Origin of the sequence: Saccharibacter sp. 17.LH.SD (assembly GCF_009834805.1) — a bacterium.
In the GTDB taxonomy this organism is placed as follows: domain Bacteria; phylum Pseudomonadota; class Alphaproteobacteria; order Acetobacterales; family Acetobacteraceae; genus Saccharibacter.
This window is the reverse complement of record NZ_WVHO01000001.1, coordinates 56,794-79,667: the sequence shown is the minus strand read 5'-3', so window position 1 is coordinate 79,667 and position 22,874 is coordinate 56,794. Positions and strand designations below refer to the sequence as shown.

General features: G+C 48.1%; 22 protein-coding genes and 1 tRNA gene. 11 read left to right on the top strand and 12 right to left on the bottom strand.

What is annotated here, in order from left to right:
• Nucleotide 1: 1 nt before the first annotated feature.
• Genes GS501_RS00445 through GS501_RS00435 form a run of 3 tightly spaced genes read right to left on the bottom strand, consistent with a single transcriptional unit; the run spans nucleotide 2 to nucleotide 1,375 of the window.
• On the bottom strand, nucleotides 2-406 hold the full coding sequence (locus tag GS501_RS00445) for a DsrE/DsrF/DrsH-like family protein (RefSeq protein ID WP_370517887.1): 405 nt from the start codon (nucleotides 404-406) through the stop codon (nucleotides 2-4).
• On the bottom strand, nucleotides 382-1,137 hold the full coding sequence (locus tag GS501_RS00440) for a HesA/MoeB/ThiF family protein (RefSeq protein WP_160829932.1): 756 nt from the start codon (nucleotides 1,135-1,137) through the stop codon (nucleotides 382-384). Before GS501_RS00440 ends, GS501_RS00445 begins: the two co-directional genes overlap by 25 nt.
• A gap of 13 nt (nucleotides 1,138-1,150) precedes the next feature.
• The gene (locus GS501_RS00435; RefSeq protein ID WP_160829931.1) at nucleotides 1,151-1,375 is read right to left on the bottom strand and encodes a DUF3126 family protein; all 225 of its coding nucleotides are present in this window, start codon (nucleotides 1,373-1,375) and stop codon (nucleotides 1,151-1,153) included.
• Between the two features lie 190 nt (nucleotides 1,376-1,565).
• Between GS501_RS00435 and GS501_RS00430 the strand changes: the two genes are divergently transcribed.
• Nucleotides 1,566-2,183: a hypothetical protein gene (locus tag GS501_RS00430; protein WP_160829930.1), complete on the top strand. Its 618-nt coding sequence runs from the start codon at nucleotides 1,566-1,568 to the stop codon at nucleotides 2,181-2,183.
• A gap of 52 nt (nucleotides 2,184-2,235) precedes the next feature.
• Here the strand turns inward: GS501_RS00430 and GS501_RS00425 are convergent, their stop codons facing one another.
• From GS501_RS00425 to GS501_RS00405, 5 genes are read right to left on the bottom strand one after another with little or no spacing between them, the layout of a single operon-like run.
• Nucleotides 2,236-2,934, bottom strand: coding sequence for a pyridoxine 5'-phosphate synthase (locus tag GS501_RS00425; protein WP_160829929.1), 699 nt, complete (start codon nucleotides 2,932-2,934; stop codon nucleotides 2,236-2,238).
• Nucleotides 2,915-3,940 (bottom strand): 4-hydroxythreonine-4-phosphate dehydrogenase PdxA, encoded by a 1,026-nt coding sequence (pdxA, locus tag GS501_RS00420; RefSeq protein ID WP_160829928.1) that lies wholly within the window; start codon nucleotides 3,938-3,940, stop codon nucleotides 2,915-2,917. The genes GS501_RS00425 and pdxA overlap by 20 nt, the downstream gene beginning before the upstream one ends.
• A gap of 18 nt (nucleotides 3,941-3,958) precedes the next feature.
• On the bottom strand, nucleotides 3,959-5,371 hold the full coding sequence (locus GS501_RS00415; RefSeq protein ID WP_160829927.1) for a M20/M25/M40 family metallo-hydrolase: 1,413 nt from the start codon (nucleotides 5,369-5,371) through the stop codon (nucleotides 3,959-3,961).
• 28 nt (nucleotides 5,372-5,399) lie between these two features.
• The gene (locus tag GS501_RS10095) at nucleotides 5,400-8,579 is read right to left on the bottom strand and encodes a glycosyltransferase (RefSeq protein WP_160829926.1); all 3,180 of its coding nucleotides are present in this window, start codon (nucleotides 8,577-8,579) and stop codon (nucleotides 5,400-5,402) included.
• A 19-nt stretch (nucleotides 8,580-8,598) separates the two neighbouring features.
• Nucleotides 8,599-9,081, bottom strand: a complete 483-nt coding sequence (locus GS501_RS00405; protein WP_160829925.1) for a protein-export chaperone SecB — start codon at nucleotides 9,079-9,081, stop codon at nucleotides 8,599-8,601.
• Nucleotides 9,082-9,236: 155 nt separating this feature from the next.
• Here GS501_RS00405 and GS501_RS00400 point away from each other — a divergent pair, with 155 nt between their 5' ends.
• The 7 genes from GS501_RS00400 to cas2 all read left to right on the top strand — a co-directional run bounded on the left by GS501_RS00400 (nucleotide 9,237) and on the right by cas2 (nucleotide 16,483).
• Nucleotides 9,237-9,590 (top strand): lipopolysaccharide assembly protein LapA domain-containing protein, encoded by a 354-nt coding sequence (locus tag GS501_RS00400; protein ID WP_160829924.1) that lies wholly within the window; start codon nucleotides 9,237-9,239, stop codon nucleotides 9,588-9,590.
• A 3-nt stretch (nucleotides 9,591-9,593) separates the two neighbouring features.
• Nucleotides 9,594-10,310, top strand: coding sequence for an orotidine-5'-phosphate decarboxylase (pyrF, locus tag GS501_RS00395; protein ID WP_160829923.1), 717 nt, complete (start codon nucleotides 9,594-9,596; stop codon nucleotides 10,308-10,310).
• A complete protein-coding gene (locus GS501_RS00390) occupies nucleotides 10,307-10,963 on the top strand; it encodes a phosphoribosylanthranilate isomerase (RefSeq protein ID WP_160829922.1) in 657 nt (218 codons plus the stop codon). The genes pyrF and GS501_RS00390 overlap by 4 nt, the downstream gene beginning before the upstream one ends.
• A gap of 21 nt (nucleotides 10,964-10,984) precedes the next feature.
• Nucleotides 10,985-11,075: transfer RNA gene (locus tag GS501_RS00385), tRNA-Ser, on the top strand.
• A 1,062-nt stretch (nucleotides 11,076-12,137) separates the two neighbouring features.
• Entirely contained in the window at nucleotides 12,138-15,299 is a 3,162-nt protein-coding gene (gene cas9 / locus GS501_RS00380; RefSeq protein WP_160829921.1) for a type II CRISPR RNA-guided endonuclease Cas9, read from the top strand.
• Nucleotides 15,251-16,063: a type II CRISPR-associated endonuclease Cas1 gene (gene cas1, locus GS501_RS00375; RefSeq protein ID WP_237442336.1), complete on the top strand. Its 813-nt coding sequence runs from the start codon at nucleotides 15,251-15,253 to the stop codon at nucleotides 16,061-16,063. Before cas9 ends, cas1 begins: the two co-directional genes overlap by 49 nt.
• Before the next feature lie 90 nt (nucleotides 16,064-16,153).
• Nucleotides 16,154-16,483, top strand: coding sequence for a CRISPR-associated endonuclease Cas2 (gene cas2 / locus GS501_RS00370; RefSeq protein WP_160829920.1), 330 nt, complete (start codon nucleotides 16,154-16,156; stop codon nucleotides 16,481-16,483).
• 444 nt (nucleotides 16,484-16,927) lie between these two features.
• Here cas2 and GS501_RS00365 read toward each other — a convergent pair whose 3' ends face one another.
• Both GS501_RS00365 and GS501_RS00360 read right to left on the bottom strand, forming a co-directional pair.
• A complete protein-coding gene (locus GS501_RS00365; RefSeq protein ID WP_160829919.1) occupies nucleotides 16,928-17,287 on the bottom strand; it encodes a hypothetical protein in 360 nt (119 codons plus the stop codon).
• 238 nt (nucleotides 17,288-17,525) lie between these two features.
• A complete protein-coding gene (locus GS501_RS00360; RefSeq protein ID WP_160829918.1) occupies nucleotides 17,526-18,164 on the bottom strand; it encodes a hypothetical protein in 639 nt (212 codons plus the stop codon).
• Between the two features lie 235 nt (nucleotides 18,165-18,399).
• On the opposite strand from GS501_RS00360, the gene GS501_RS00355 reads away from it, so the two are divergent.
• Nucleotides 18,400-19,401 (top strand): ion channel, encoded by a 1,002-nt coding sequence (locus GS501_RS00355; RefSeq protein ID WP_160829917.1) that lies wholly within the window; start codon nucleotides 18,400-18,402, stop codon nucleotides 19,399-19,401.
• A gap of 18 nt (nucleotides 19,402-19,419) precedes the next feature.
• Here the strand turns inward: GS501_RS00355 and GS501_RS00350 are convergent, their stop codons facing one another.
• Complete coding sequence (locus GS501_RS00350) at nucleotides 19,420-20,046, bottom strand: phosphatase PAP2 family protein (protein WP_160829916.1); 627 nt, start codon at nucleotides 20,044-20,046, stop codon at nucleotides 19,420-19,422.
• 413 nt (nucleotides 20,047-20,459) lie between these two features.
• Between GS501_RS00350 and bfr the strand changes: the two genes are divergently transcribed.
• Nucleotides 20,460-20,948, top strand: coding sequence for a bacterioferritin (gene bfr / locus GS501_RS00345; RefSeq protein WP_160829915.1), 489 nt, complete (start codon nucleotides 20,460-20,462; stop codon nucleotides 20,946-20,948).
• A gap of 57 nt (nucleotides 20,949-21,005) precedes the next feature.
• Here bfr and GS501_RS09915 read toward each other — a convergent pair whose 3' ends face one another.
• Complete coding sequence (locus GS501_RS09915) at nucleotides 21,006-21,329, bottom strand: bacterioferritin-associated ferredoxin (protein ID WP_237442335.1); 324 nt, start codon at nucleotides 21,327-21,329, stop codon at nucleotides 21,006-21,008.
• Between the two features lie 220 nt (nucleotides 21,330-21,549).
• Here GS501_RS09915 and GS501_RS00335 point away from each other — a divergent pair, with 220 nt between their 5' ends.
• A complete protein-coding gene (locus GS501_RS00335; RefSeq protein ID WP_160829914.1) occupies nucleotides 21,550-22,632 on the top strand; it encodes a glycosyltransferase in 1,083 nt (360 codons plus the stop codon).
• The last annotated feature ends 242 nt before the right edge of the window (nucleotides 22,633-22,874 follow it).

Sequence of the window (22,874 nt, the reverse complement as noted above, 5' to 3'; positions counted from 1 at the left end):
CTCATAAAGCGAGAATGGGATGATCCTCTACTTCTGTAAGAAAACGGATCATCCCACCGCTTCTTACCCCCTCCACAAGCTCTTGTGGCGTTAGGCCAGCCATTTTCATCCCTGTTTCACAAGCAATCGCTCGCCCATCCAGGGCAAAGAAGGCTTCTCGCAAATCGTGAAGCGAAGGTACATTTTTGCGTAAAAGCTCTTCAGTCGCTAAGGCACCTTCGAGCCCTTGCATCGTATGAGAAAACACATGCACGGAATATCCTCCCGCAAAAAGAAGGGTCGGCCGCCCTAACGACAAAGCACTCGTCGCCAGCACAAAACCATAATGAGCTCGCTGCCATGAAGCATCTGCTAATGTCAGAAACAGAGGTGATGACGCCATCATGACGATGAATGCATAGGACACGCAGCGTCCCGCGCAACGGGATAAAAACGTTGCCCCATTGTCAGCGCATCCCACAGCATCAAACGTGTTTCTGAGAGATCATCCACTAAGTGCAGACATTCTTTCACGACCTTTATGGCCATGAATCCCGCCATAACAGAAACTGCAGGGCCTAAAACTCCCGCCTGAGCACAGCCGAGTGAGGGTGTTTCCAAAGCCTCAGGAAAGAGGCACCGATAGCACGGGCCTCCGTGATGAGGGCGAAACACAGCCAATTGTCCTGAAACCCCCTGCACCGACCCTGAAATAAGCGTTTTCTTCAAAGCGACACAAGAATCCGACACGCACATACGCGTGGCTGCATTATCCGTACCATCACACACAATATCATAATGCGGGAGAATATCGCCCAGAAGCGTTTCATGAACAGGAACAGGCCAGATCAAAACCTCACAATGAGAATTAAGCTGCTGCAGGCGTTCCCGCGCGACGTCAACTTTAAGACGCCCCACATCATCCGTATGGTAAAGAACTTGCCGCTGAAGGTTACTAAGCGACACCCTGTCGGGATCGATAAGGCCAATATGCCCTATCCCAGAACAGGCAAGTTGCTGGAGTAAAGAAGTTCCCAATCCGCCAGCACCGATAACCAGAATGCGTGCTTGCCGTAACTGATCCTGCCCCAAAGCACCAATCTGAGGAAGTAAAATATGGCGCGAATAACGCTCAAGTTCTTCATCAGAAAAATGCATTATTAGAGAACACTCATTTTGGAGGAAGATCTTCTTCTAAAACGGTTAAATTGACCGCATAGGACACTTCACCTTCATCTTCATCACGGTAAACCGTTCCGATAACTTCGCCTGCAACAGCAATCTCAACACTCATACCTTTGCGCGCTGGCGGAACTACCGTCAGTTTAGGGGACCCTAAAAGACGTTGAAGCGTTTGTTGCAAACGGGGAATTTCAGCTGCAGAAATATCAGCCATATAGTCACTCTCCTTAACATTTCACAGTCAATCAGACCCGCCCTTGATAGCTTATTGAGCACAAAACTGAAAGTCATCTCTCCACAAAGAGACATAAGCGTGATAGAGGAGCGAAATTACTCACTTAAAATATTTAGCGTTTTTACTTTGCCGCTACGCCGCCACTAATCCCCTGCCATGTGGAGAGAGAATGAAGCCCCTTACTCTGCTTAGAACCCTTGTACTCGCAACACCTGTTGCTCTAGGGGGATGCGGTTATTGGGACGCTCGCGAGGCGCACCGTGCTCAGTTCGAGATGGTCGGTATGACAACCTATGACCTCCAAGCATGCGCAGGTATGCCGAACAAGACTCAAAAGCTCAATGATTCGACCTCCATCTGGCAGTATGACGTAACGCGCAGCGTGCCGGCCATGCAGGATAATGGATTCTTCCCTGTGGGAAGTGTTGTCAAAATGTATCAATCATTTGTTGGTGGCCCTGGCTCAAACTGCCATATGTTCTTGCGGATTAATCATGACCGTATCGCCGAAATTCATTATTCTGGCGATAATGACGAATATATTGGCGTTGATGGTATTTGCTCACTCATCACGCGTGGATGCGCACGGCAACGTGAATCAACGATGCATAGAGCTCCAGGGATATTCCCATTCGGGCCAATTTCGGCCTTCCATTCAGCCAAGACACCACCACAAAGTGCCGATGCCACTTACTCGACTGAATCCGGGCAGTACATCCCTCAATTTACAGATATCAACAAACCCGTTATTCAAAAAACGGAACCACCACCTGCCAATAAAAAATAAGAGCCATCCCCTCATCATCTAAAGAGGGGAAAATCCCACATGACGAACCATCCTAGGTCGACAGCAGCTCTTTCATACGGCGGACGCTAGCGCCTAATCCGACAAAAACAGCCTCTGCAATGAGGAAATGACCGATATTGAGCTCCGCCAAGTTAGGAAGAGCCGTTACAGGCGCGACATTCTCATAGGTTAAGCCATGTCCTGCATGCAGCTCAATGCCATGTTTGTTGACGCACTGAGCAGCCCGCTGTAAGCGCTCAAGCTCCCCTTTTCTACCAGAGGCATAGGCCCCTGTATGCAGCTCCACCACCGGAGCGCCTAACCGATGAGCCGCCTCAATTGAGGCCTCTTCTGGATCAATAAAAAGAGAAACGCGGATACCTGCCTCCTTTAAACGCGCGATCCGTGGCGCAAGAGAGGCTTCTTGCCCAACAACATCCAACCCTCCTTCTGTTGTCACTTCCTGCCGGCGTTCTGGCACGAGACAACAAGCATGAGGCTTTAAACGACAGGCAATCTCGACCATTTCATCGGTCACGGCCATTTCAAAATTCAATGGCGCGGGAAGAGCGCGCAGCCGCTCGACGTCCTCATCACGAATATGGCGGCGGTCCTCACGCAAATGCGCTGTAATCCCGTCAGCACCATGCTCTAAAGCGAGACGTGCCGCGGCCACTGGATCAGGATACGACTCACCCCGTGCATTCCTCAACGTCGCTACATGATCAACATTAAGCCCTAGGCGGATCATAACGTTCCCCTTTCCTATCCCATTCGGTGCGCTGTCGGCTCATTTCTTCAGCCATAGCAAGAGCGGCGACTAAACTAGACGCGTCTGCACGTCCCTCTTGCGAGACTCCACACGCAATATCAAAGGCCGTTCCATGATCAGGCGATGTGCGGATGATAGGCAACCCTAAAGTCACGTTTACCCCACCTGCCATGTCTAACGTCTTGAGCGGGATCAACCCTTGATCATGATATAAACAAATCGCGGCATCATAGTGAGGGCGTGCTGCCGCACTAAACATCGTATCAGGCGGCATAGGGCCCGTAACGTGAAAGCCTGCATCCTGTAATTTAGCAACGGCAGGTTTGATGATGGTGCGCTCTTCTTCCCCCATCATCCCATTTTCCCCCGCATGAGGGTTTAACCCTGCAATCGCAAGGCGCGGCTTTTTACTGCCGAAATCACGCTGCAAAGCGCGATGCGCCAGCGTTGTCACCTCAATAATGCGTTCTTCTGACAGTTGGTCGATCGCCCGCCTTAACGAAACATGAATGCTGGTCAACACCACCTTTAATTCAGGGCAAGCCAGCATCATCACTTCTTGCCCTGTTACACCACACAGCTCAGCCAAAAACTCTGTGTGGCCTGGATGTGGAAAGCCTGCGGCCGCAAGCACATGCTTCGCAATCGGGTTTGTCACAACCCCACCCGCCTCGCCTCTTTGTGTTAAAGAAACGGCGCGTTCAATGCTTTTGATCACAGCTCCAGCATTGCGGCTATCTGGCTGCCCTGGAGTAACAGGCTCTGCACAAGGCACATGCATGATGGGCAAAACGGAGGGGAAAAGAGCCGGCACCTCTTCCACTGAAGAGATTTTCTGAAGAGGAAGCGCACCTTCCACAAGGGAAGCATCCCCAATCCAGAAAAACGGTGTGCCTTGATGTCGCAAGCGCTTCCACGCCTTAACCGTTAATTCCGGACCAATCCCCGCAGGATCTCCCATTGTCAACGCCAATGGACGGCTCATACGCTCCCCTTTCATCCCTTATTTTTCCGATAAAGCGGCTAAGATACGCACCCAAGAACGTATGCCTTTATGAAAGGAATCAAGCCCATAACGCTCATTAGGCGAGTGGATACGGTCATCTGCCTGAGCAAACCCGACCATCAAGGCATCCATGCTCAATGCTTCTCTGACCTCTCCGGCAACAGGGATAGACCCACCTGAGCCAACCGTCACCGCTTCGTTACTCCATTCTTCACTTAAGGCCTTCAGCGTTGCAGGCAAGAACTGGCTGCTTTTCGCAACCGCAAAACCTTCTGAACGCCCATGCGAAATAAACTCCGCTTTTACATCCTTGGGTAACGCTTGGCGAATATGCTGGCGAAATGCTTCCTGAATACGGTCAGGATTTTGTCCCGGCACAAGACGGAAGGAAACCTTCGCCCGTGCTGTTGCTGGTAAGACAGTTTTAAACCCTTCATCCTCATAACCGCCTGAAATACCATTTATTTCACAGCTTGGCCGGCACCAGGTTTGCTCAACCGCACTAAAGCCTTTTTCTCCCGCTGCGATTGAAAGCCCCGTCCCTTCGAGAAAAATTTCATCACTTGGGAACAAACGCCGCCATTGCGCACGCGTAGCATCATCAGGAACTGTTACGCCCTCATAAAAACCTGGCAACGTTACCCTTCCATCACGATCTCGCAGAGTTGCAAGGGCTTGGCATAAAAGAGCAATAGGATTAGCTGCAGCGTTTCCATACATTCCAGAATGAAGGTCATGCGTTGCAGCAGAAAGGATCACCTCTTCTGCAACCGTCCCGCGTAGTGATGTTGTAATCGCCGGTGTCCGTCGATCCGCCATCGTTGTATCGCAAATCAACGCGACGTCGGCTTTAAGTTCTTCTGCATTTTCTTTTAGAAACGGCAGAAGATTTTCGCCTCCAGACTCTTCTTCCCCTTCAAGCAATACACTAACTTTGACGGGCAATTCCCCATGCACCTCTTTCCAGGCACGGCACGCCTCAAGAAATGTCATGACCTGGCCTTTATCATCACTCGCCCCACGCGCGATGATCACTTTGCGCCCTGACGCATCCTCAGCCATTTGAGGATCAAATGGGGCTGTCTTCCATTCATGCTCGGGGTCGGTCGGTTGCACATCATAATGCCCGTAGAACAGCACATGGGGCTTCCCATCACGATGGTTCGTACTATGGGCAACCACCATCGGATTCCCAGGCTTAGCCCAGCGCACATCCCGCACCTCCGCTATCATAGCACAAGATTTTAGGTCATCCCGCAGCCATTCTGCAGCCCGACGGCAATCCGCCGCGTGCTGGCTTTGTGTCGAGATACTGGGAATACGCAACAAAGTGAAAAGCCGTTCCTGAGCTTTGTCCAGCGTCTTATCGACATGAGATAAAACCGCTTCTACCGATGCATAATCAACCATACTATAATTCTATCCTTTTCAGCCTCGCCTATTGGCTCAATTGAACCCCAAGACGGGTTGGTAATTCTTGCTTTTCTGACTCTTCCTCCTCTTCAGAGGAAACCAGCCCACTCTTTTTTTCCTCATGCGCACGCCCACCAATCGGACGACACTGCAACGGAGCAGGCGCAAAACGCCTTTCTAACGGCTGCTCATGCCCTAGGCTCTGATCAAAGGACATCGGTGCTGCTCCCGATGCCAGAGAAAGTATGTCTGCAAAAACCTCTCTGAACCGCGCAAGCGTATTCTCTTTTTCAACACGCTCGCGTGCTTTGGTCTGCACATGTTTCCAAAACTCTTCGTTCTGATACAGTTCAGCAATAGCCTGCGCAAAACGACGTGCATCATTAAATCCACCATTGAAGCATTCTTCACGGTCCGTCCAATGAAGGGATTCCATCAACGGAGCACTGACAACCGAAGGAAGCCCATACGCCGCCCCTTCTACAACCTCCAACGGCTGCGTCGCGAAAGCTCGTGTTGGCGCCACCATCACCCGACATTGTTGCATCAGCGCTTCACGTGATTGCTTGGGAGACGATAACCCTTCAAGCACCACAAACCGCTCATAAAAGCTCAAATTAATCGCTGGGTTATGATACGTCCCAACCCAAACAGGGACATCTGCTGGCAAAAAGTCATTCAGATGCGGCACAACCTGCAAGCAGAACCAATCAAATCCATCATGTACAGCATCCCCAGAACGATAAATGGGCAATGGGAAGAAAAGGCCATGACGTTCTGAAAACTCTCTATCCCCTTCCCAAGCGGGCTTCACCGCTACAGGAGGCAGGAGTTTAACAGCATCATAGCCTAGCTCATTCAGTAACTGAACCTCAGCCTCATCCCCGGCAATAATGCATTGACATATCCATGCGGCGGAGAGTTCTTCTGCCGCTTCTTGCCGCAAACGCGCTCGATCATCCTGGTTGCCCACAAGACGGCGCAGATGATTCTCCATTGCCCGCAAGCTCCCTCCTTCGGGAGAAACAAGATCGAGAATGATCCCACGCGCAGGTAAAGAAGCCGCTTCAGCCTGTAAAATCGGGGCAAGCTCTGAAAGAACAGAAGTGCCTCCTATCCATAGTGCCTGAAATTTCCCCCGCCTGGACTGGAAAAACTCCGCCATATCCACAGTACCAACCACACATTCGATATCTGGCGGGTAATCCACTGGAATGGACAAGCGATCTTCTTTCGTAGGACGTAGCCCCACGACAATGATATCCCATCCCTGCTGCTGTAAGGCGTCAATCTGATAGAAAATGCGTTTTGCCGCCTCTCCTTCCTCTTTATGCGGCACGTGAGAGAACACCATGACCATAACCGGACGCGCACGCGGGGCTTGCCATTCTCCACTTCCAGGAAGGGCGTGTTGTGACAACAGACGTGAAAAAAAACGCTTCAAACGTACCGGCTGCTGGGAAAGAGCATCAGGCGATACCGGGGCTGTTCCTAAATCTCTGATCAAGATATCCGGGATATAACGCAACTTATGCCCTTGAGCCCGAAGTGCAAGTGCTAGAGGCGCAAAACCACTGGCGAGACCACAACGCTCTATAACGGGTAAAATGTGGCGTAAACTGTCTCGGCGCGCGAAGATAAATCCTTGCTGCACGGCTTCAACATCCCGCTCATGACCAATATCCACATCATAAGCGCTTTTACCGTGGCCACATGGCGTAATGTGGCCATCACGCCAAAGACGACACCCCGCTTCGACAACATAGCCATCGACACCAATAATCTGCCCCGTCCCACCGTGGATCGACGCATCCGCCATCGCATGCTGAACTGCCTGGATGGCGCCTAATAAAGGCTGCATTCCTGCCTGCATGATAACGATAGTCTCTGATGTTACGTGTTGAACACCATAAGCGAGCAGCTTCTCGCGTGGTTGCCATTGATCTGGATATAAAAGTGTCACCCCTTCTGTACATTGCTTAATTCTGCGATGCTCTTCCGCAGAACCACTACTAACGACAATGATCTCACACGCTGTGTAGCCCTGCTCATGAAGCGCCAAGAGCGATGCAATGACTGAAAAATAATCCCCATCTGAGAGGATAATAATACTCAGCTCCGGGGCTGTAACGACGGGAAAACGTAATGGAGAGCGAAATATTGCTGGTAAAGCAGACGCCACACGGCTGACAGCGACACGCTGATAAGACTCTTTTTCAGGCGCTTCAGGCAATAAATGAAGACGCCCTTCCTCTTTTTTAATCCATAAAACAAACGCATTATCCCGCTGTAACGTCGGGGTCATTTGATATGAATCACGTGTTTGCGCAAAAGCTGCGAGGTCTAGGGCCTCACAGGGCTGACGCTTTTCATGCACGCCTGATGCTAAGAAATGTGCATATCCGTTACGAAAAACTCCTTGAGCGATAGCGTCTCGTACATCTGGATAGCGATTAAGATAATAGGCCTCACTAAAAAATGGATTAGGGTCAAAATCCTGCGCATTTTCACATGATAAATAATGGTGTAGCGGATTGATATATTGGCCATTATCAATCTGTTCTTTGACATCAGGATAACGTTTTACATACCATTTTGGGTCAAAATACCATGTCGTTCTGACGAGCCCTAATTGAGGGTTTTCTAACGAAAGATACTGCTCAAACCCACCGCGTTCGAGATCAAACCCCACATCTTCTTTAAGACATTCATCCATAAAGAGATCTTGTTGGAAAAACATATTAGGGCTTTGACGTGCTTTATCGCCTATACGCAAAAAATAATCATAGCCGTTAGCAAACCCCATTTTCAGGACTTTGCGGTAACTGATGTCCGTATTGCTTCGAAAATATTCTATAGAATCAAACAACCAATGCGGCGCACTGTGCCGGTACCCAACATCCATATAATGTTGGAAGCCACTCTCAAAAATACCGCTTAGTTTCACACTACGCATAACAGTATCGTTACGCCGCAAATACCATGCTTCATCAAAATAACGGTTAGGAGAACGTTCACGATGAACACCCTCCTTTTCCCACAACTCTTCTAAGCGATAGTCATCCGCTTTCTGTTCTTCCTCAGACATAACGTGCCGATACCGACGGCGATACCAACTCGCATCGAATAAGCTCCATAATGGCTTCTCTAGCTCATCATGACGGAACCGAGGCACTAGTATACCGCCAATATTTTCTTCCGGCACGTTATATCATCCCTGTCAATTAGTTGCTTTTTTTGTAGCTGTGCCAAAACTCACGGAAATCAACAGGTTGTGGATTGACGGTTGAGAAACCACTCTCTCTGATGAGGTTGAGCAAAACCGCACGCGCGGCTGGCATTAAATACCCTGACGCGTTTTGCACCAAATAAGCCTCTTTCTCTTCTGAAGACGCCTCACCTGTCAGCCCAAAAATACCGGCATAGACAACATTAGCACGATAAACGGTTGGCAAGTCCTCATTCTCTTCAGCCTTGCGTGGCAGGCCTGTTCCCTCAAGCACCAGGCGTAGCTCATAGAGAGATTCATCATTGGATGCTTTACGCAAGCTCAGATTCACGACAAGATTAAGATGTGGCGGGGCCTGAAGAGTGAGAAAAACTTGTGGAGATTCCGGCACATCTATCTCTGCATGACAAAGATATTGAGCCCCGAGCTGTAGCTCAAGTGCTGCACGCACGGCATTCTCGCCAGATTTTTTTGTCATGATCCTGACTCTGTCCTAATTATCTGATACGCAAACGTATCTGTTCTCGACAATTGTGATTAACGGGACGCATTGTCGAAAGAAACAGGCATAAGCGTCAAGTGTTCATACACATGTTTCTTGTCGCGTTCCTTCAAGCAGGATAAGAATACCCCATGCTCAGACTACTCATTATTGTCCTTGTTGTTTTGTTCCTGGCCACAGTCGCCCTCAGTAACACTGATCCTATGACCATTTGGTTAGGTCCGTGGCAATGGGAAATTAAGCCAGACGGGATTTTTATTTTTGCTGTCCCTCTTGCTGGGTTGGTTATCGGCTTTTTGCTTGGCTGGATGGGCGAATTACGTCAACGCCGCCGTGCGCGCCGTGCGGAAAATCAAGTGCGTTCTCTAGAGAAGCAAATTGTTGAGCTTCATCAACGCCTCGACCAAGCGCAAGCCTCTGCCGCACCGTCAAAGCCAGCAGCACCTGCTCAAACAGAGACCGTTCAACCTATGGCTGAGAAATAACCCATGGCCAATCGCCGTTCTACACGCCTCATTGCCGCTCTAGACACATCAGACCACGCAACCGCACAGCGTTGGGCGAATGATCTTCGTGGATGTGTTGATGCTGTTAAACTCGGCCTCGAATTCACCTACGCATGCGGCCTAGAGGCTGTGAAAGCGATTGGGGCACAGCAGGATCTTTTCCTCGACCTCAAATTGCATGACATCCCCAATACAGTAGCATCCGGCCTAAAAGCCCTCACACCGCTCAAACCCCGCCTCACCACCATTCATGCCTGTGGCGGGGCGGAGATGATCCGTCGTTCCAGAGAGGTGCTGGATGAAGCATTCCCGGGGGACCCAGAACGGCCTAAACTCATTGCTGTGACCGTCTTAACCAGCATGAACACCCAAACCCTCTCCGAGATTGGGGTGAATGCCACGCCGTTGCAACAAGTGGTGAAGCTCGGCCGGTTGGCCATGCAGGCCGGAGCGGATGGGCTTGTCTGCTCCGCTCATGAAATTACAGCCTTGCGTGATGCGCTCGGTGAGGTGCCAGAACTGATTGTGCCCGGCATACGCCCCGAGGGTAGTGAAGCCCATGACCAGAAGCGCGTCATGACCCCGCGCCAAGCTGCTGAGGCCGGAGCGGACTGGATTGTGGTTGGTCGCCCCATCACACGGGCCGCGGACCCCGCACAGGCAGCACAGACCATTCAAGCTGAGCTCAAGGCTTCATGACAGAGATCAAAATCTGTGGGTTAACGCGGCCTCAAGATGTGCAACTTTGTGCCGAGCTAGAGGTGACATGGGTGGGGTTTGTGTTTTACCCCCCCTCTCCGCGCTCCATCTCGGCTGAGCAGGCGGCCCTCTTGCACCAAACCATCCCTACAGCCCAACAAGGCGGGCCATCACGTGTCGGGTTATTTGTTAAACCGACCCTTGAGATGATCAACGATGTTCTCGCGCATGTTCCGCTTGATGTCTTGCAACTCTACACCACGCCAGACATAGCTCAGCAGATTAAACAACAAACGGGCCTTCCCGTTTGGCTCGCACGTGGGATCAAAACAGCGTCTGACCTCCCCACGCAGGCGAGCACGCTAGACCGTTTCATTATTGAGGCCCCGGCTGATGAGCATGACACGCGCCCTGGCGGGCTTGGGAAACGCTTTGATTGGTCCTTAACACAAGGATGGAACGCCCCTCTCCCTTGGCTATTAGCCGGAGGGCTTAACGCCCATAATGTTCAACAAGCGATAGCCACCAGCAAGGCGACAGCGGTTGATGTCTCCTCTGGTGTGGAATCCCACCCTGGACATAAATCCCCAGAACTTTTGAAGAATTTTGTCAAAAATGCACATGCAGGGGGTTGTCTTTCCACGGGAGAATGATATGTTCCCCGCACGCTCAGCGGAGAGATGGCCGAGCGGCTTAAGGCGCACGCTTGGAAAGCGTGTGTACGTTAATAGCGTACCGTGGGTTCGAATCCCACTCTCTCCGCCATCTATGCCGAGTAGTGCTTCCCTATAAAATTCTGACGATTGGTCCATGTTTAGAGCACAGCATATCAACATTTTCCGCGTCAGACGATGATCCCCGCAAGGTATATCAAGATATCATCCCATATGAGGCGTGACGGCCATCATGCCCTCTCTCACTGGTCATCACCTCATAGCTGATCATGGAAGATAACGCCTGTAAGCAGCATCTTCATTGCCCCAATAGTAAAATTTTTGTTTAGAAGACGATAAACCTCTTCTCCCCGTACAGACGCTTCACGGGATTCAAAAATGACTCAATGCACCTTACAGGCAACCCGCCACGGCCTCAAGAAGGGCCACGCGAAGGCTATAGGCGCTGCATCAATAGCAGCGTGGCACCGCATACGGCACAAGAAATACCAAAAAGCAGGATCATATTAATCAAGCATTACTTATTTGCCTAAGGTAAGATGCGGTTGAGTGTGTGAACTGTCATGCCAACGCCGTGGTTTACCTACCGATTTGCCTAAGGTAAGATCTCATCCTGCATACCGAGAACAACAACTGTGCCGTGGTTTACCTACCGATTTGCCTAAGGTAAGATATAGATCCGGAATAACTTCTTGTTATCATGATGTTTTTTGCCTTTTTTCGGGATAAAAACCATCGCCGTACCGTCTCTTTCACGCCAATTCTGTCCGTTTTTTCTCTCAACTGGACCGACACTCCCCCATTATTCACGTTAATAGCGCCATAAGATAATAAATGCGCAGGAGAACAGCATTCCTCATTTCGGAATGACATGCACGAAAAACGTTATGACAATATAACGATATATTTTATGAAGACACCATGATGAGCGACTATGACATTAGTTTCTACGGCGTCATGCCACCAGGATGTTCTTATTACACGTTAAAAGAACACGCCATATTCTAAAAAGAGAGGAATCCCTCTCGCCAGTCTCCTGACGAGAGGTAATCCTTCACATGGAAAACCATGTTACCGTGGTTTCCCTACCGATTTGCCTTTTATGGAGAGTATGGAGCATACTTTCTCCTGTCAATACTGGGGCAGAAAAATCATGACGGCAGTCACAGAGTCTTTTTTATTTGGCATTGATCTTGGCATCGGTTCTTGTGGCTGGGCGGTCCTGCGCAACACGGATACTGATAACGCCATTGAGGCTCTAGGCAGCTGGTGTTTTGATGTTCCAGAGACGAACAAAGAGCGCACCCCAACCAATCAAATTCGGCGGGCTCACCGCCTTCTTCGTCGCGTTATTCGCCGGCGTCGCAAACGTATGACCGATATCCGCCATCTCTTTGAAACCTATGGGCTGCTCTCCTCCTCTAAGCCTGATGCTCTCCATCAACCCGGCCTAGACCCGTGGGAAATGCGCGCCAAAGGGCTTGACCGCCCCCTTTCCCCACACGAATTTGCAATTGCGCTTGGCCATATCGCCAAAAGACGCGGTTTTAAATCCTCAGCAAAACGCGCTGCGACCAACTCCTCTGCCGAAGAAGGCAAGATGCTTGGCGCTGTCGAAAAGACAAAAGAACGATTGGCACAATATCGCACGGTTGGCGAGATATTCGCCCGTGATCCCCTCTATGGGAACAGGCGCCGAAATCGGGATGGTCTTTTTGACCGTACCATGAGCCGGGATGATGTGCTGGCAGAAACACGCACGCTCTTTTCCGCCCAACGCCGCCTCGGAAACACTGCCACAACGAAGGAGCTGGAACATTCTTTCATTGCAATCGCTTTTCGGCAAAAACCTTTGCAAGATAGCGCCGCCCGTGTTGGGGAGTGTCCTTTTGAAAAGGGTGAAAAACGTGCCGCCCGCTTCGCCCCCTCTTTCGAGCGCTTTCGTCTCCTTTGTCGTCTCGTCAATTTGCGTGTGACAGACGGCCCTATAGAGCGCCCTCTCACGCCTGAGGAACTCCGCCTCTCCTATGAGCAAGCCGGGAAAACCCGTAAGCTCACGGTGAAAAAAGTCCGCACCCTGATCGGCTTACGTGATGACCAGCGTTTTACCACCATCCCACCAGAGCAAGAAAACCACGATATCGCCGCCAGAACAGGAGAATCTTTTCCTGGAACAGCGACATTTCGGTCAATTTTGGGCGAGACACTCTGGCAGTGTATGCTCCCCCACCCAGAGCCTCTTGATGAAGCCGCTTGGGTGATCAGCTTTCATGAACTGACCGATACAATCCATGAAAAGCTCAAAACCATTGGCCTTCCGCTCGAGGTGCTTACCCTCATTATACAAGCCGTTGATGAAGGTAAATTTGCAAAATTTAAAGGCGCGGCCTCCCTTTCTGACAAAGCCGCACGGCGTCTCATTCCCTTTCTGGAAGAAGGCTTAACATATGACAAAGCCTGCCAAAAAGCTGGATATAATCACGCAGCCTCACAATTGAGCCATTACGATACGATTGATACGAAAGAAAAATTTAACGCATTATTAGACGATGTACGCGAGAGCATTGGCAGCCCTATTGCTCGCAAAGCCCTAAGTGAAGGTATGAAACAACTCTGGGCTATGCGAAATCGCTGGGGATTGCCCGACGCTATTTATATTGAACTGGCGCGCGATGTCAGCAATAGCGCGGAAAAAAGACGAGACATTGAAAAAGGCATCCAGAAAAACACGGCACAACGCGCGCGTGAGCGTGCAGAAGCTTGTGAGCTACTTGGCCAGGACGTTATTTCATCCGAGACACTCTTGCGCTTCCGTCTCTGGAAAGAGCAAGGCGGTCGATGCTGCTATACTGACCAACCTATAGCACCCGAGACACTGATCGCCAGTGATAATAGTGTTCAGGTCGACCATATCCTTCCTTGGTCTCGTTTTGGCGATGATAGCTACCTCAATAAGGGGCTCTGCACCGCCAAGGCAAATCAGGAAAAGAAAAATCAAACCCCGTATGAATGGATCCACCAAAAGAAAGGCCCAGAGGACTGGGAGCGTTTTAAAGCATCTGTTGAAGGGCGCAAAGAAACACGCGGGTTAAAAAAACGCAATTTTCTTCTCAAAAGCAGTGCCGAAATCGAAGAACGTTTTCGTAGCCGCAACCTTAATGATACACGCTATGCAACACGCCTTATGGCAGAGGCTGCCCGCCTTCTCTACCCGCCTGGCCAACGTGCAGAGAAAGGGGGCATACGGCGTGTTTTTACACGCCCTGGTGGCCTCACTGCAGCGCTTCGTCATGCATGGGGCGTTGAATCCCTCAAGAAAATTGACGGTAAACGTATCAGAGATGACCGCCACCATGCACTTGATGCCGTTGTGGTGGCCGCGGTGAATGAACGTGAAATCCAGAAACTGACACGTTCTTTTCAAGAATGTGAGCAAAAAGGGCTTGCACGCCCCATGCGAGACGTTGCCCCTCCATGGGATAATTTCCGGCACGATCTTGAAGCCGCCTTCAAAACCATCACCGTTGTGCGGCCAGAACGCCGCCGCGCCAGAGGGGAAGGACATGCGGCCACGATTTACCAAGTGCGACAAGAAGGCACAAAACCCGTTATTTATGAACGCCGCGCTATTGATAAGTTGAAAGAAACTGACCTCACTCATATTAAAGACCCCGAGCGTAATGCCGGGCTTATTTCTGTTCTACGCACCTGGGTTGAGGCAGGTCGCCCTGCCGATAAACCACCCCGTGCCCCAACCGCTGAGGGGAAATTAGGCCCTGAGATCCGTAAAGTGCGGGTTGCTTCTACCGATAAGCCTGCTGTGCTCGTCCGAGAAGGAACGGCCAACCGGGGCGATATGACACGTGTGGATGTGTTCAAAAAATATGGGAAAACAGGCAAGGTAGAATGGTATCTTGTGCCAATTTACCCTCATCAAATCATGAACCCTACCCGTTGGCCTCATCCACCCGATAGAGCTTCAGCTCAAAACAAACCAGAAGAAAAATGGCCACAGATGGGGCCGGACCATCATTTCTGCTTTAGCCTTTATCGCCGCAGTTATGTCCGGGTGATCAAACGCGATGGCACAATTGTTGAAGGATATTTCTCCGGGCTTGATCGATATAGTGCGTCCTTCGCGCTATCTCGCACCGAAAACCCAACCTCAGTGACCCGAAGTATAGGCGCAAAAACGCTTACATCCATCCAAAAATACAGCATCAACCGCTTTGGAGAGCTCTCTCCCATTCAACAGGAGGCACGAACATGGCATGGCGCAGTGTGCACCTCTCCCGCCCCTCCAAACTCCGTCTGAAGGACCATCAACTCGCAATCTTTCAAGGCTCAGACACTACGCCAACCATCATTCCCCTTGAAGATCTCGCTTGCTTGGTGTTTGACACACCACAAATCAATCTTTCCGGCGCACTCCTTTCCGCCTGCGTAACCAGGGGGATTACCCTCATCATCCCAGATGAAAAACATCATCCTGCTGGGCTTCTCCTCCCTTTTCATCAACATCATGCGCAAGCCGAAATTCTTTCCACCCAGATCGATGCCTCCCAACCTCTGCGCAAACGCCTCTGGCAACAGCTCGTTATGGCAAAAATTAAAAACCAAGCCACCGTTCTGGCAGAATGTAACCCTCCTGACGCTATAATACTTCGCCAAATGACCCGTCGCGTGATGTCAGGAGACCCAGAAAATATTGAAGCCCAAGCTGCCCGCTTTTATTGGTCACGTCTTTTTTCAAAATTCACACGGGCAGACCCTGACGATAAACGAAACGGACTTCTTAATTACGGCTATGCTATTCTTCGGTCTGCCATTGCCCGGAGCTGTGTTGCCTCAGGCCTTGTCCCAGCCCTTGGCGTGCACCATTCATCCCGTACTAATGCCTTTAATCTTGTCGATGACCTTATAGAACCTTTCCGCCCGGCTGTTGATCGCATGATTTACCGTTACGACCCAGAACCAAACACGGCGCCTATTACTCTTGAAGAGCGCCGTTTGATGGCCAACATCCTCACGGAAGAGGTTTTTAATTGGCACAGAATGTATGACCGTCCTTGCGGCTAGTGAGGCTATGACAACAAGCCTCGTGAAGGCCCTTTCACAAGGTAAAGCCGAAGGGCTGAAATCCCCCCAACTGGCAGACAGAAGCACGCCATGAAAGCCGAGGAGGCCCGATTTTTGTGGCTCATGATTTTCTTTGACCTCCCCGTACGCACAAAAACACAGCGGCGTCAGGCAACGCGCTTTCGCAACTTCCTCCGCCATGACGGGTTTATTATGGTGCAATACTCCGTTTACGCCCGTATCGGGCGGGGGAAAGACAGCATAGAGAAGCATCTCCGGCGCGTCCGCACAGCCCTCCCACGGGAAGGGAGTGTCCGCGCTCTTCATATCACAGACAAACAATATGGACGAATGGAGATTATGCTTGGATTTGCTAAAAAAACGGAAAAAACCGGGGAAAAACAAATGATATTGCTGTGATTTTTAATCCAGAAAATGAAAGAAATAACAGCAATATCAATAAGTTATATCATAGCTAAGCCTACCATGGGCAAATCGGTAGGTAAACCACGGCAGGAACTTGAGGCCACGACAACAGATCGCAAGCCTACCATGGGCAAATCCGGTAGGTAAATCACGGCAAACGGCTCAATAAGGCTTTATATGCATATGCTCTTACGCTCATATTTCCATCACTATGGGCAACCTGCACGCACGAACAATCACAGAGCATCAACCCGCTGGAAAGCCACTCCTTTTGCGACCAACCTCCAAAAATCATTCCCACCACTCTTTAATCCGTGCCCATAAATTTTCAACAAGATGCCGGTGTCTGGAAGCCCATTTGGGGCAAGTAACTTTAGGATCGTTCTGGCGTGGCGAGAAACGGGACGAGACCCGTGGGTCCAAAGAGAGTCACGGAATTTATGTGAGGCATAGCCACGGTCGCAGACCACATAAATTAGGCGGAGCGGACAGATGAGAACGTAGAGCATAGGCACATGACCATTCGTAGCCTGTCCGGGTGACAGCGTGAAAGACAGAGCCTGGCCACGTCCGCCAGCGGCTACACAGACCTTGATGCCCCCCCCCCACGTGATCGACCACGAGCTTCACGATCTCTGTGGCCGTCTTTGTACCCCCTTTTTTAGCCGCCCCAGCCGCCTTATGGTGGGCACGTATGACAGTTCCATCAAGAAAAACCGCACCCAATGCTTGATCCTTGCTGCTAACCCGTTCAAAGAGACGCTGCCAGACACCAAGCTTCGACCATCGAATGAACAACTGGGCGGCAATCCACCAGGGACTAAACTCAGAAGGTAGAAAACACCATTTCGCACCATTTTAATGCCGACAGAAAATCGCAGAGATGGTCCGTCGAAGGTTGTTTGTTATTCAAGTCCTAACAAGACCTAAAAGATTTTTATTCACATAATGCAGTTTCATTATGCTGTAGAACATAAAAAATCACGCTACAGCATAACGTACCAATATAGTTATAAAACCATTACAATAATAATATTTAACGAAGCAAACCAATAGCTGCTATACTTTCCAATAAAAGACTCCCTCCAAAATCAGTATTTACATCAAAAGAGTAAGCTATATTTTCCAATTTGAAATCTGTTGTATAATTTTTATTAATCCTTTTAAATTTTTCATATGTCATCACAAATGAATAAGTATTTTTCTCCTTTGGATTTCCGTAATCATCAAGTTCAATATAATCAATTATAAACTTACATGATCTTGGTGGACTTTCAACATTAAAAACATTTTCCAATATCTTATAATATTCAATTTTTATCAATTGAGCAAGTAATACATGTGGAATAATTTTTGCATTATTAGAATCTAATTTTTTATTAAATATATTTGTGCTTACGAAATAAGGTACATTTTTTATCATTTTTATTTCATCATTTGTGACTTTTGATACACAGGGATTAAACGTTACACTCTGATGAAATCCAGAATTTATTTCAAATAAATCGGTATCGTTACTTTTATTTTTTTCAATTTTTGCTTCGAGATTTTTTAGACTATTCTTAATATCCGATGCATAAAGTGTCATATATCTATCAACGTCATTCCATTTATTGTAACAAAATGCAGAACCGGCACATAAAAATATTAATAAGACGTAAATGTATGCTTTCATAGAAAAATCCACGCAAGAATGCCATGTTGTAACGATATAAGAACAACCTTCTCCTTATTTGCATAGTAAGGTCAAGATTTTCTCATCGTTAAATATGATTATATTAGATATGTTCATCAGAAAATATACTTGTTCTAAATATGTTTTTTATATTCTTTCCAACTTTCCTCTCCTAAACTTCAATATATGATGGCACTCTGTAATGAGGTATCATGCTCAGACCACGAGGATTATAATGGAAAAACCACCTAAAAACGATATTCCAGATGACCACAGTAATCATACAAAATCACACAATTTTCTCAAAAAACTATATGATAAGAGCTCGATACTAAAAGTCAGAAAAAAGAAAATCTATCTAAACCACGATGATATCGTCAGTATTAATATAAAAAACAATATTAAGAATGACCTTTATCATTATTTTATTCAAATATCTTGGTGGAAATTTTCATTTTTATCCTTTCTGGTTTATTGCGTTATCTGCCTTTTTTTCGCGACCCTTCTTTACCCTGAATGGGCAGAAATATCGTCCATCAAAAACCCCAGCCTTCTTACCTTATTTTTCTTTAGTATCGAAACCCTATCCACAGTTGGCTTTGGCTTTATGGCACCAACCCAAGCCATCTCTCATACCATTGTTTCAATCGAACTCTTTACAGGTATTTTGGTCAACGCTGTCGTCACAGGTCTTATTTTTGCTCGTTTCACGCGTATCCCAGCACGTGTTAATATCAGTGATGATATCGTCGTTTATGAGGAAGGCGGGATAAAATATCTATCCGTCCAAATTATTAATGAACGCAAAAACTCTGTTATCTCGTTAAATTCAGAAATGACCCTTTTACGGATCGTCCAATGTGAAGACAAAAGTGCAAAACCTATTTTTGAACAAATAACTCTCAAAGAAAACTTTATTCCTATTCTGCAATATTACCATGAATTATGTCATGCAATTAATGAAGAAAGTCCATTTTATCAGATGAGTAGTGACGATTTTCAAAAAGAGAGTTTCCGTATCTTTCTCTATATTAACGGAATTGATGATGTTACGCGGCAAAATATTTTTGCACGCAAAACATACAAAATAAAAAATATCAAAGAAAGTTACCGGTTCGAAAATATTATGAATATTGAAGATAATGGAACAATCATTTTTGATGCCGCCAAAGCAGGCAAAATTGTTCCATCATCCCCTCAAGTTGACGCTCCACCTCACGACCCAACGCCGACATAAGCTTATCCTGCTTCCCTATTACCTGATCTTTGTCTCCCTCACACATTCTGCCGAGTCGGGCGGTACTAACTCCCGACGATGGGTAGCTAAATCCACTTTTGCTGCCTTTAATAATGCCTGAAAGTGAGGGTCTGTTTGCTCATGCTTTATATAAGCGCGCGCCACCTCCTCCCCTGCCAAAATGTCTGAATTCCAATGAACCCCACAAATGACGCGGCTTTCCCCAAAAAGATGGCCGCGTTTCAGTAAGGCTTCTCGTCGCTCTGGTAAAAGTGAGGCAAGCGTGAGCGCTGTGGCATAACCAGCTGCCGCATGACCTGATGGATAAGACCATCCTAATAAGGCACGTTCCGTCTCTGGAAGGCAGATAGGCCCCGGATGATTTACATAAGGGCGCTCTCTTTTCCATAAATGCTTCTCATAAGAGACCCCTTTGCGCACGCCGTGCTTAACATAGTGAATCAATGCCACAACGGACTGCGTTGATGCTGTGTTAATCTTAAATCCAGCCGCGCATGAAAAATCATCCGCTAACGCGTCAGATCCCTTCTGGGCGTCATGAAGGGCAAGTTTCCAACGTGGTGTGCCTCGAAAGATGCGCGTGGCATAGAATAACGAGACATCACGCTGCCCCTCCTTAGACATTTCTGTTGGCGGCGGTGGTAATGACGGCCTCCATTTCACGTCATTAACTGTATGTGAAGCCCCTGTACAGCCACATAACAATAAGAAAAACGTAAACCTATATGGCACTCTTTTAAAAACCATCATGCCCCCTAATTATGCGATTTTCATATTATGATAAAAAATTAAAAAGACAATATTATCATTAAATTTTTACTATATTTTATTATTTTACAGTAAAAAATAAAGAAATTTTATGTGTGAATATTTTTTGTATTTGTAATTTTTACATATTTACTGTTTTTATTTTTGTTGATACTTATTTGCAATTAAAAAATACTAGATTTTTGAAATATCTTCATGTTAAAAGCCTAACCATAGAGAGATGGCGACTTAACATTCTGAGTCGTCACATTCAACATGACGAGGCTATCATGGCAGTAAAAGACCCCAAGGTTATCGAGTTTTTAAACATCCAGTTGGCCAATGAGCTGACAGCGATTAACCAATATTTCCTTCATTCCCGCACGCTGAACCACTGGGGCGTTACAAAGCTCGGTAAGAAAGAATATGAGGAATCCATCGAAGAAATGCGCCATGCCGATTGGCTGATTGAGCGCATCCTCTTCTTAGGTGGGCTTCCTAACCTTCAGAAGCTGAACCCACTTCAGATCGGCCAGAATGTTCAGGAAATCCTGGAGTGCGACCTTAAAGCAGAGGCTCTTGCGCTTGAGAACCTTCGTGAAGGCATCGCCTATTGCGAGAGCGTTCGTGACTTCGTATCACGTGACCTTCTCTTCCGCATTCTCTCTGATGAAGAAGAGCATGAAGACTTCATCGACACCCAGCTTGATCTCATCAAGCAGGTTGGCTTGGAGCGTTACATCACGCTGAACTCAACATCAGCAGACAGCAAAGAATAATCGAACTCTTTGTTGCCCATAAAAAATGCCCGCATTGTCGGGCATTTTTTATGTCTGCTAAAAGCCTGGCTGCCCATGAGCCAGTGCAGAAACCACCCGCTCACGCCCTTGCTCACTTTCAAGAGCCCGTGCTTCCAACTCAAGGGAAGCCAATGCCGCATCACATGATGAGACACAAGGGGCCGGCTCTGCGCTTTCTACCACGCATTCTCTTTGTCTCTTTAGAGCCTCCTTAAGACGGCACACGATCCCTGGTACACATTGACCACATTGCACGCGACATTTCTTCACCGCATAGACTTCTGCCGTCCGACATACACCACTTTGAATCGCAGCATCGACATCTTTATCCGATAGAGCATTACATGAGCAGACGATCATGAAAGCATCCCCAACGTCCCTGGTGTAATTTCGTCTTTTGGACGTTAGTGAAATTGCGAGTAGTTCGCAAACAAAATCGTGTATAAATTTCTTTTCTGCGTCATTTTAATACGTCATCACAGCGGCACAGCCACGTATTCCCTCATCATTGCGGGCAGATCATCCCTCTTGTATGACAGGCCCTGCCCGCCCATTTTTGCCGCAACACACAGGATTCCGGATGAAAATCCATTATATCGTTACAAGCTTAGAGACCGGAGGGGCTGAATTCGCCATTCCACAAGTCGTTAAAACTATTGAGCAATTCGGGCATTCGGTTGACGTAACAGCCTGTGAACCACGCGATATGGGCGCAGCCCCTCATTTAGAAAAAGCGGGCATTCCTTACAGAATTCTCTTCCAAAAACGTCCAAGCTTCCTACAGACTGTCCTCACCTTCATCAATATCCTCCGCCAATCACGCCCTGATGTCATTTGGACCTCACTCAGCCGTGCAACCATCGTCGGGCAGCTTGCCGGAAAGATACTGGGTATTCCCGTCGTAAGTTGGAAAAACAGCGCCAATCTTCGCTTTTCAACGAGCGTTGGGAAGAAAATTACCAAATTATGGGTTCCGGATTCCTTTTACGTCGGGAAGTTCTTGCATGAGCGCATGCATATCCGCGAGAGCGATATCATCCCCTGGCCGCTTTATATCTGTCAGGCCAAGGAGACCGTAGCCTCTTACTGGGATGGGCAGACAACCCTTCAGATAGGCAGCACAGGACGGCTTCATGAGGTTAAAAACTACCCTCGCCTCCTCAAAGGGCTCGCCCTCTTCTGTGAACGCAATCCAGATAAGGCGGACCGCGTTCATCTTTCCATTGCAGGAGATGGCCCACAACAACAGGAACTAGAGCAACTCATTAAAGACTATCACCTAGAGCAACGTGTCTCATTGCTCGGTTTTGTTTCCGATGTCCCACATTTTCTCCGCCATCTTCATCTCTATACCCAACCTTCCCGTTATGAAGGAATGTGCCTCGCAGCGCATGAAGCGATGGGAATGGGGCTTCCCCTGATGGCAACGCCTGTTGGTGAAATGACCTATAGCGTCCAGAATGATAAAACAGGCTTTGTCCTCCAAAGAGATGACGGCATTCCCGAAAGTGTCTGCAAAACATTGGAATATATTTTTCAAAATCCACTCTCCCTACAACATTTAGGGAAGAATGCACGCGAGCATGTGGCCGATATCTTTAGTCTAGAAAACTATCAAAAAAGATGTAAAACGATACTCGATAGAATTGAGAAATTTATGTAGCATTTACTTTAAAATAAAACGCTTAACTCAATAAATTTATTACAGATAAAACCATTATTTTTTGAATGCTGCTTTACCCCTTAACCAAGGGGAAAGCATATTGTTTGCTTTAAATAATGATTTATGCTACCTTCCCAGACACTATAACTGGAGATTCTCATTTTTAACGTCTGATCGTTATTGGTTTCACACCATCAATGAGAATGAGTCTCCACGATAATCTATGAAGTAGGGCCGAGCAC

Bases quoted from the DNA above. Each gene is read 5' to 3' on its own strand.
- GS501_RS00440 (WP_160829932.1), bottom strand. From the start codon at position 1,137: ATGCATTTTTCTGATGAAGAACTTGAGCGTTATTCGCGCCATATTTTA.
- GS501_RS00435 (WP_160829931.1), bottom strand. From the start codon at position 1,375: ATGGCTGATATTTCTGCAGCTGAAATTCCCCGTTTGCAACAAACGCTT.
- GS501_RS00430 (WP_160829930.1), top strand. From the start codon at position 1,566: ATGAAGCCCCTTACTCTGCTTAGAACCCTTGTACTCGCAACACCTGTT.
- GS501_RS00425 (WP_160829929.1), bottom strand. From the start codon at position 2,934: ATGATCCGCCTAGGGCTTAATGTTGATCATGTAGCGACGTTGAGGAAT.
- pdxA (WP_160829928.1), bottom strand. From the start codon at position 3,940: ATGAGCCGTCCATTGGCGTTGACAATGGGAGATCCTGCGGGGATTGGT.
- GS501_RS00415 (WP_160829927.1), bottom strand. From the start codon at position 5,371: ATGGTTGATTATGCATCGGTAGAAGCGGTTTTATCTCATGTCGATAAG.
- GS501_RS00405 (WP_160829925.1), bottom strand. From the start codon at position 9,081: ATGACAAAAAAATCTGGCGAGAATGCCGTGCGTGCAGCACTTGAGCTA.
- GS501_RS00400 (WP_160829924.1), top strand. From the start codon at position 9,237: ATGCTCAGACTACTCATTATTGTCCTTGTTGTTTTGTTCCTGGCCACA.
- pyrF (WP_160829923.1), top strand. From the start codon at position 9,594: ATGGCCAATCGCCGTTCTACACGCCTCATTGCCGCTCTAGACACATCA.
- GS501_RS00390 (WP_160829922.1), top strand. From the start codon at position 10,307: ATGACAGAGATCAAAATCTGTGGGTTAACGCGGCCTCAAGATGTGCAA.
- cas9 (WP_160829921.1), top strand. From the start codon at position 12,138: ATGACGGCAGTCACAGAGTCTTTTTTATTTGGCATTGATCTTGGCATC.
- cas1 (WP_237442336.1), top strand. From the start codon at position 15,251: ATGGCATGGCGCAGTGTGCACCTCTCCCGCCCCTCCAAACTCCGTCTG.
- cas2 (WP_160829920.1), top strand. From the start codon at position 16,154: ATGAAAGCCGAGGAGGCCCGATTTTTGTGGCTCATGATTTTCTTTGAC.
- GS501_RS00360 (WP_160829918.1), bottom strand. From the start codon at position 18,164: ATGAAAGCATACATTTACGTCTTATTAATATTTTTATGTGCCGGTTCT.
- GS501_RS00355 (WP_160829917.1), top strand. From the start codon at position 18,400: ATGGAAAAACCACCTAAAAACGATATTCCAGATGACCACAGTAATCAT.
- GS501_RS00350 (WP_160829916.1), bottom strand. From the start codon at position 20,046: ATGTCTAAGGAGGGGCAGCGTGATGTCTCGTTATTCTATGCCACGCGC.
- bfr (WP_160829915.1), top strand. From the start codon at position 20,460: ATGGCAGTAAAAGACCCCAAGGTTATCGAGTTTTTAAACATCCAGTTG.
- GS501_RS09915 (WP_237442335.1), bottom strand. From the start codon at position 21,329: ATGATCGTCTGCTCATGTAATGCTCTATCGGATAAAGATGTCGATGCT.
- GS501_RS00335 (WP_160829914.1), top strand. From the start codon at position 21,550: ATGAAAATCCATTATATCGTTACAAGCTTAGAGACCGGAGGGGCTGAA.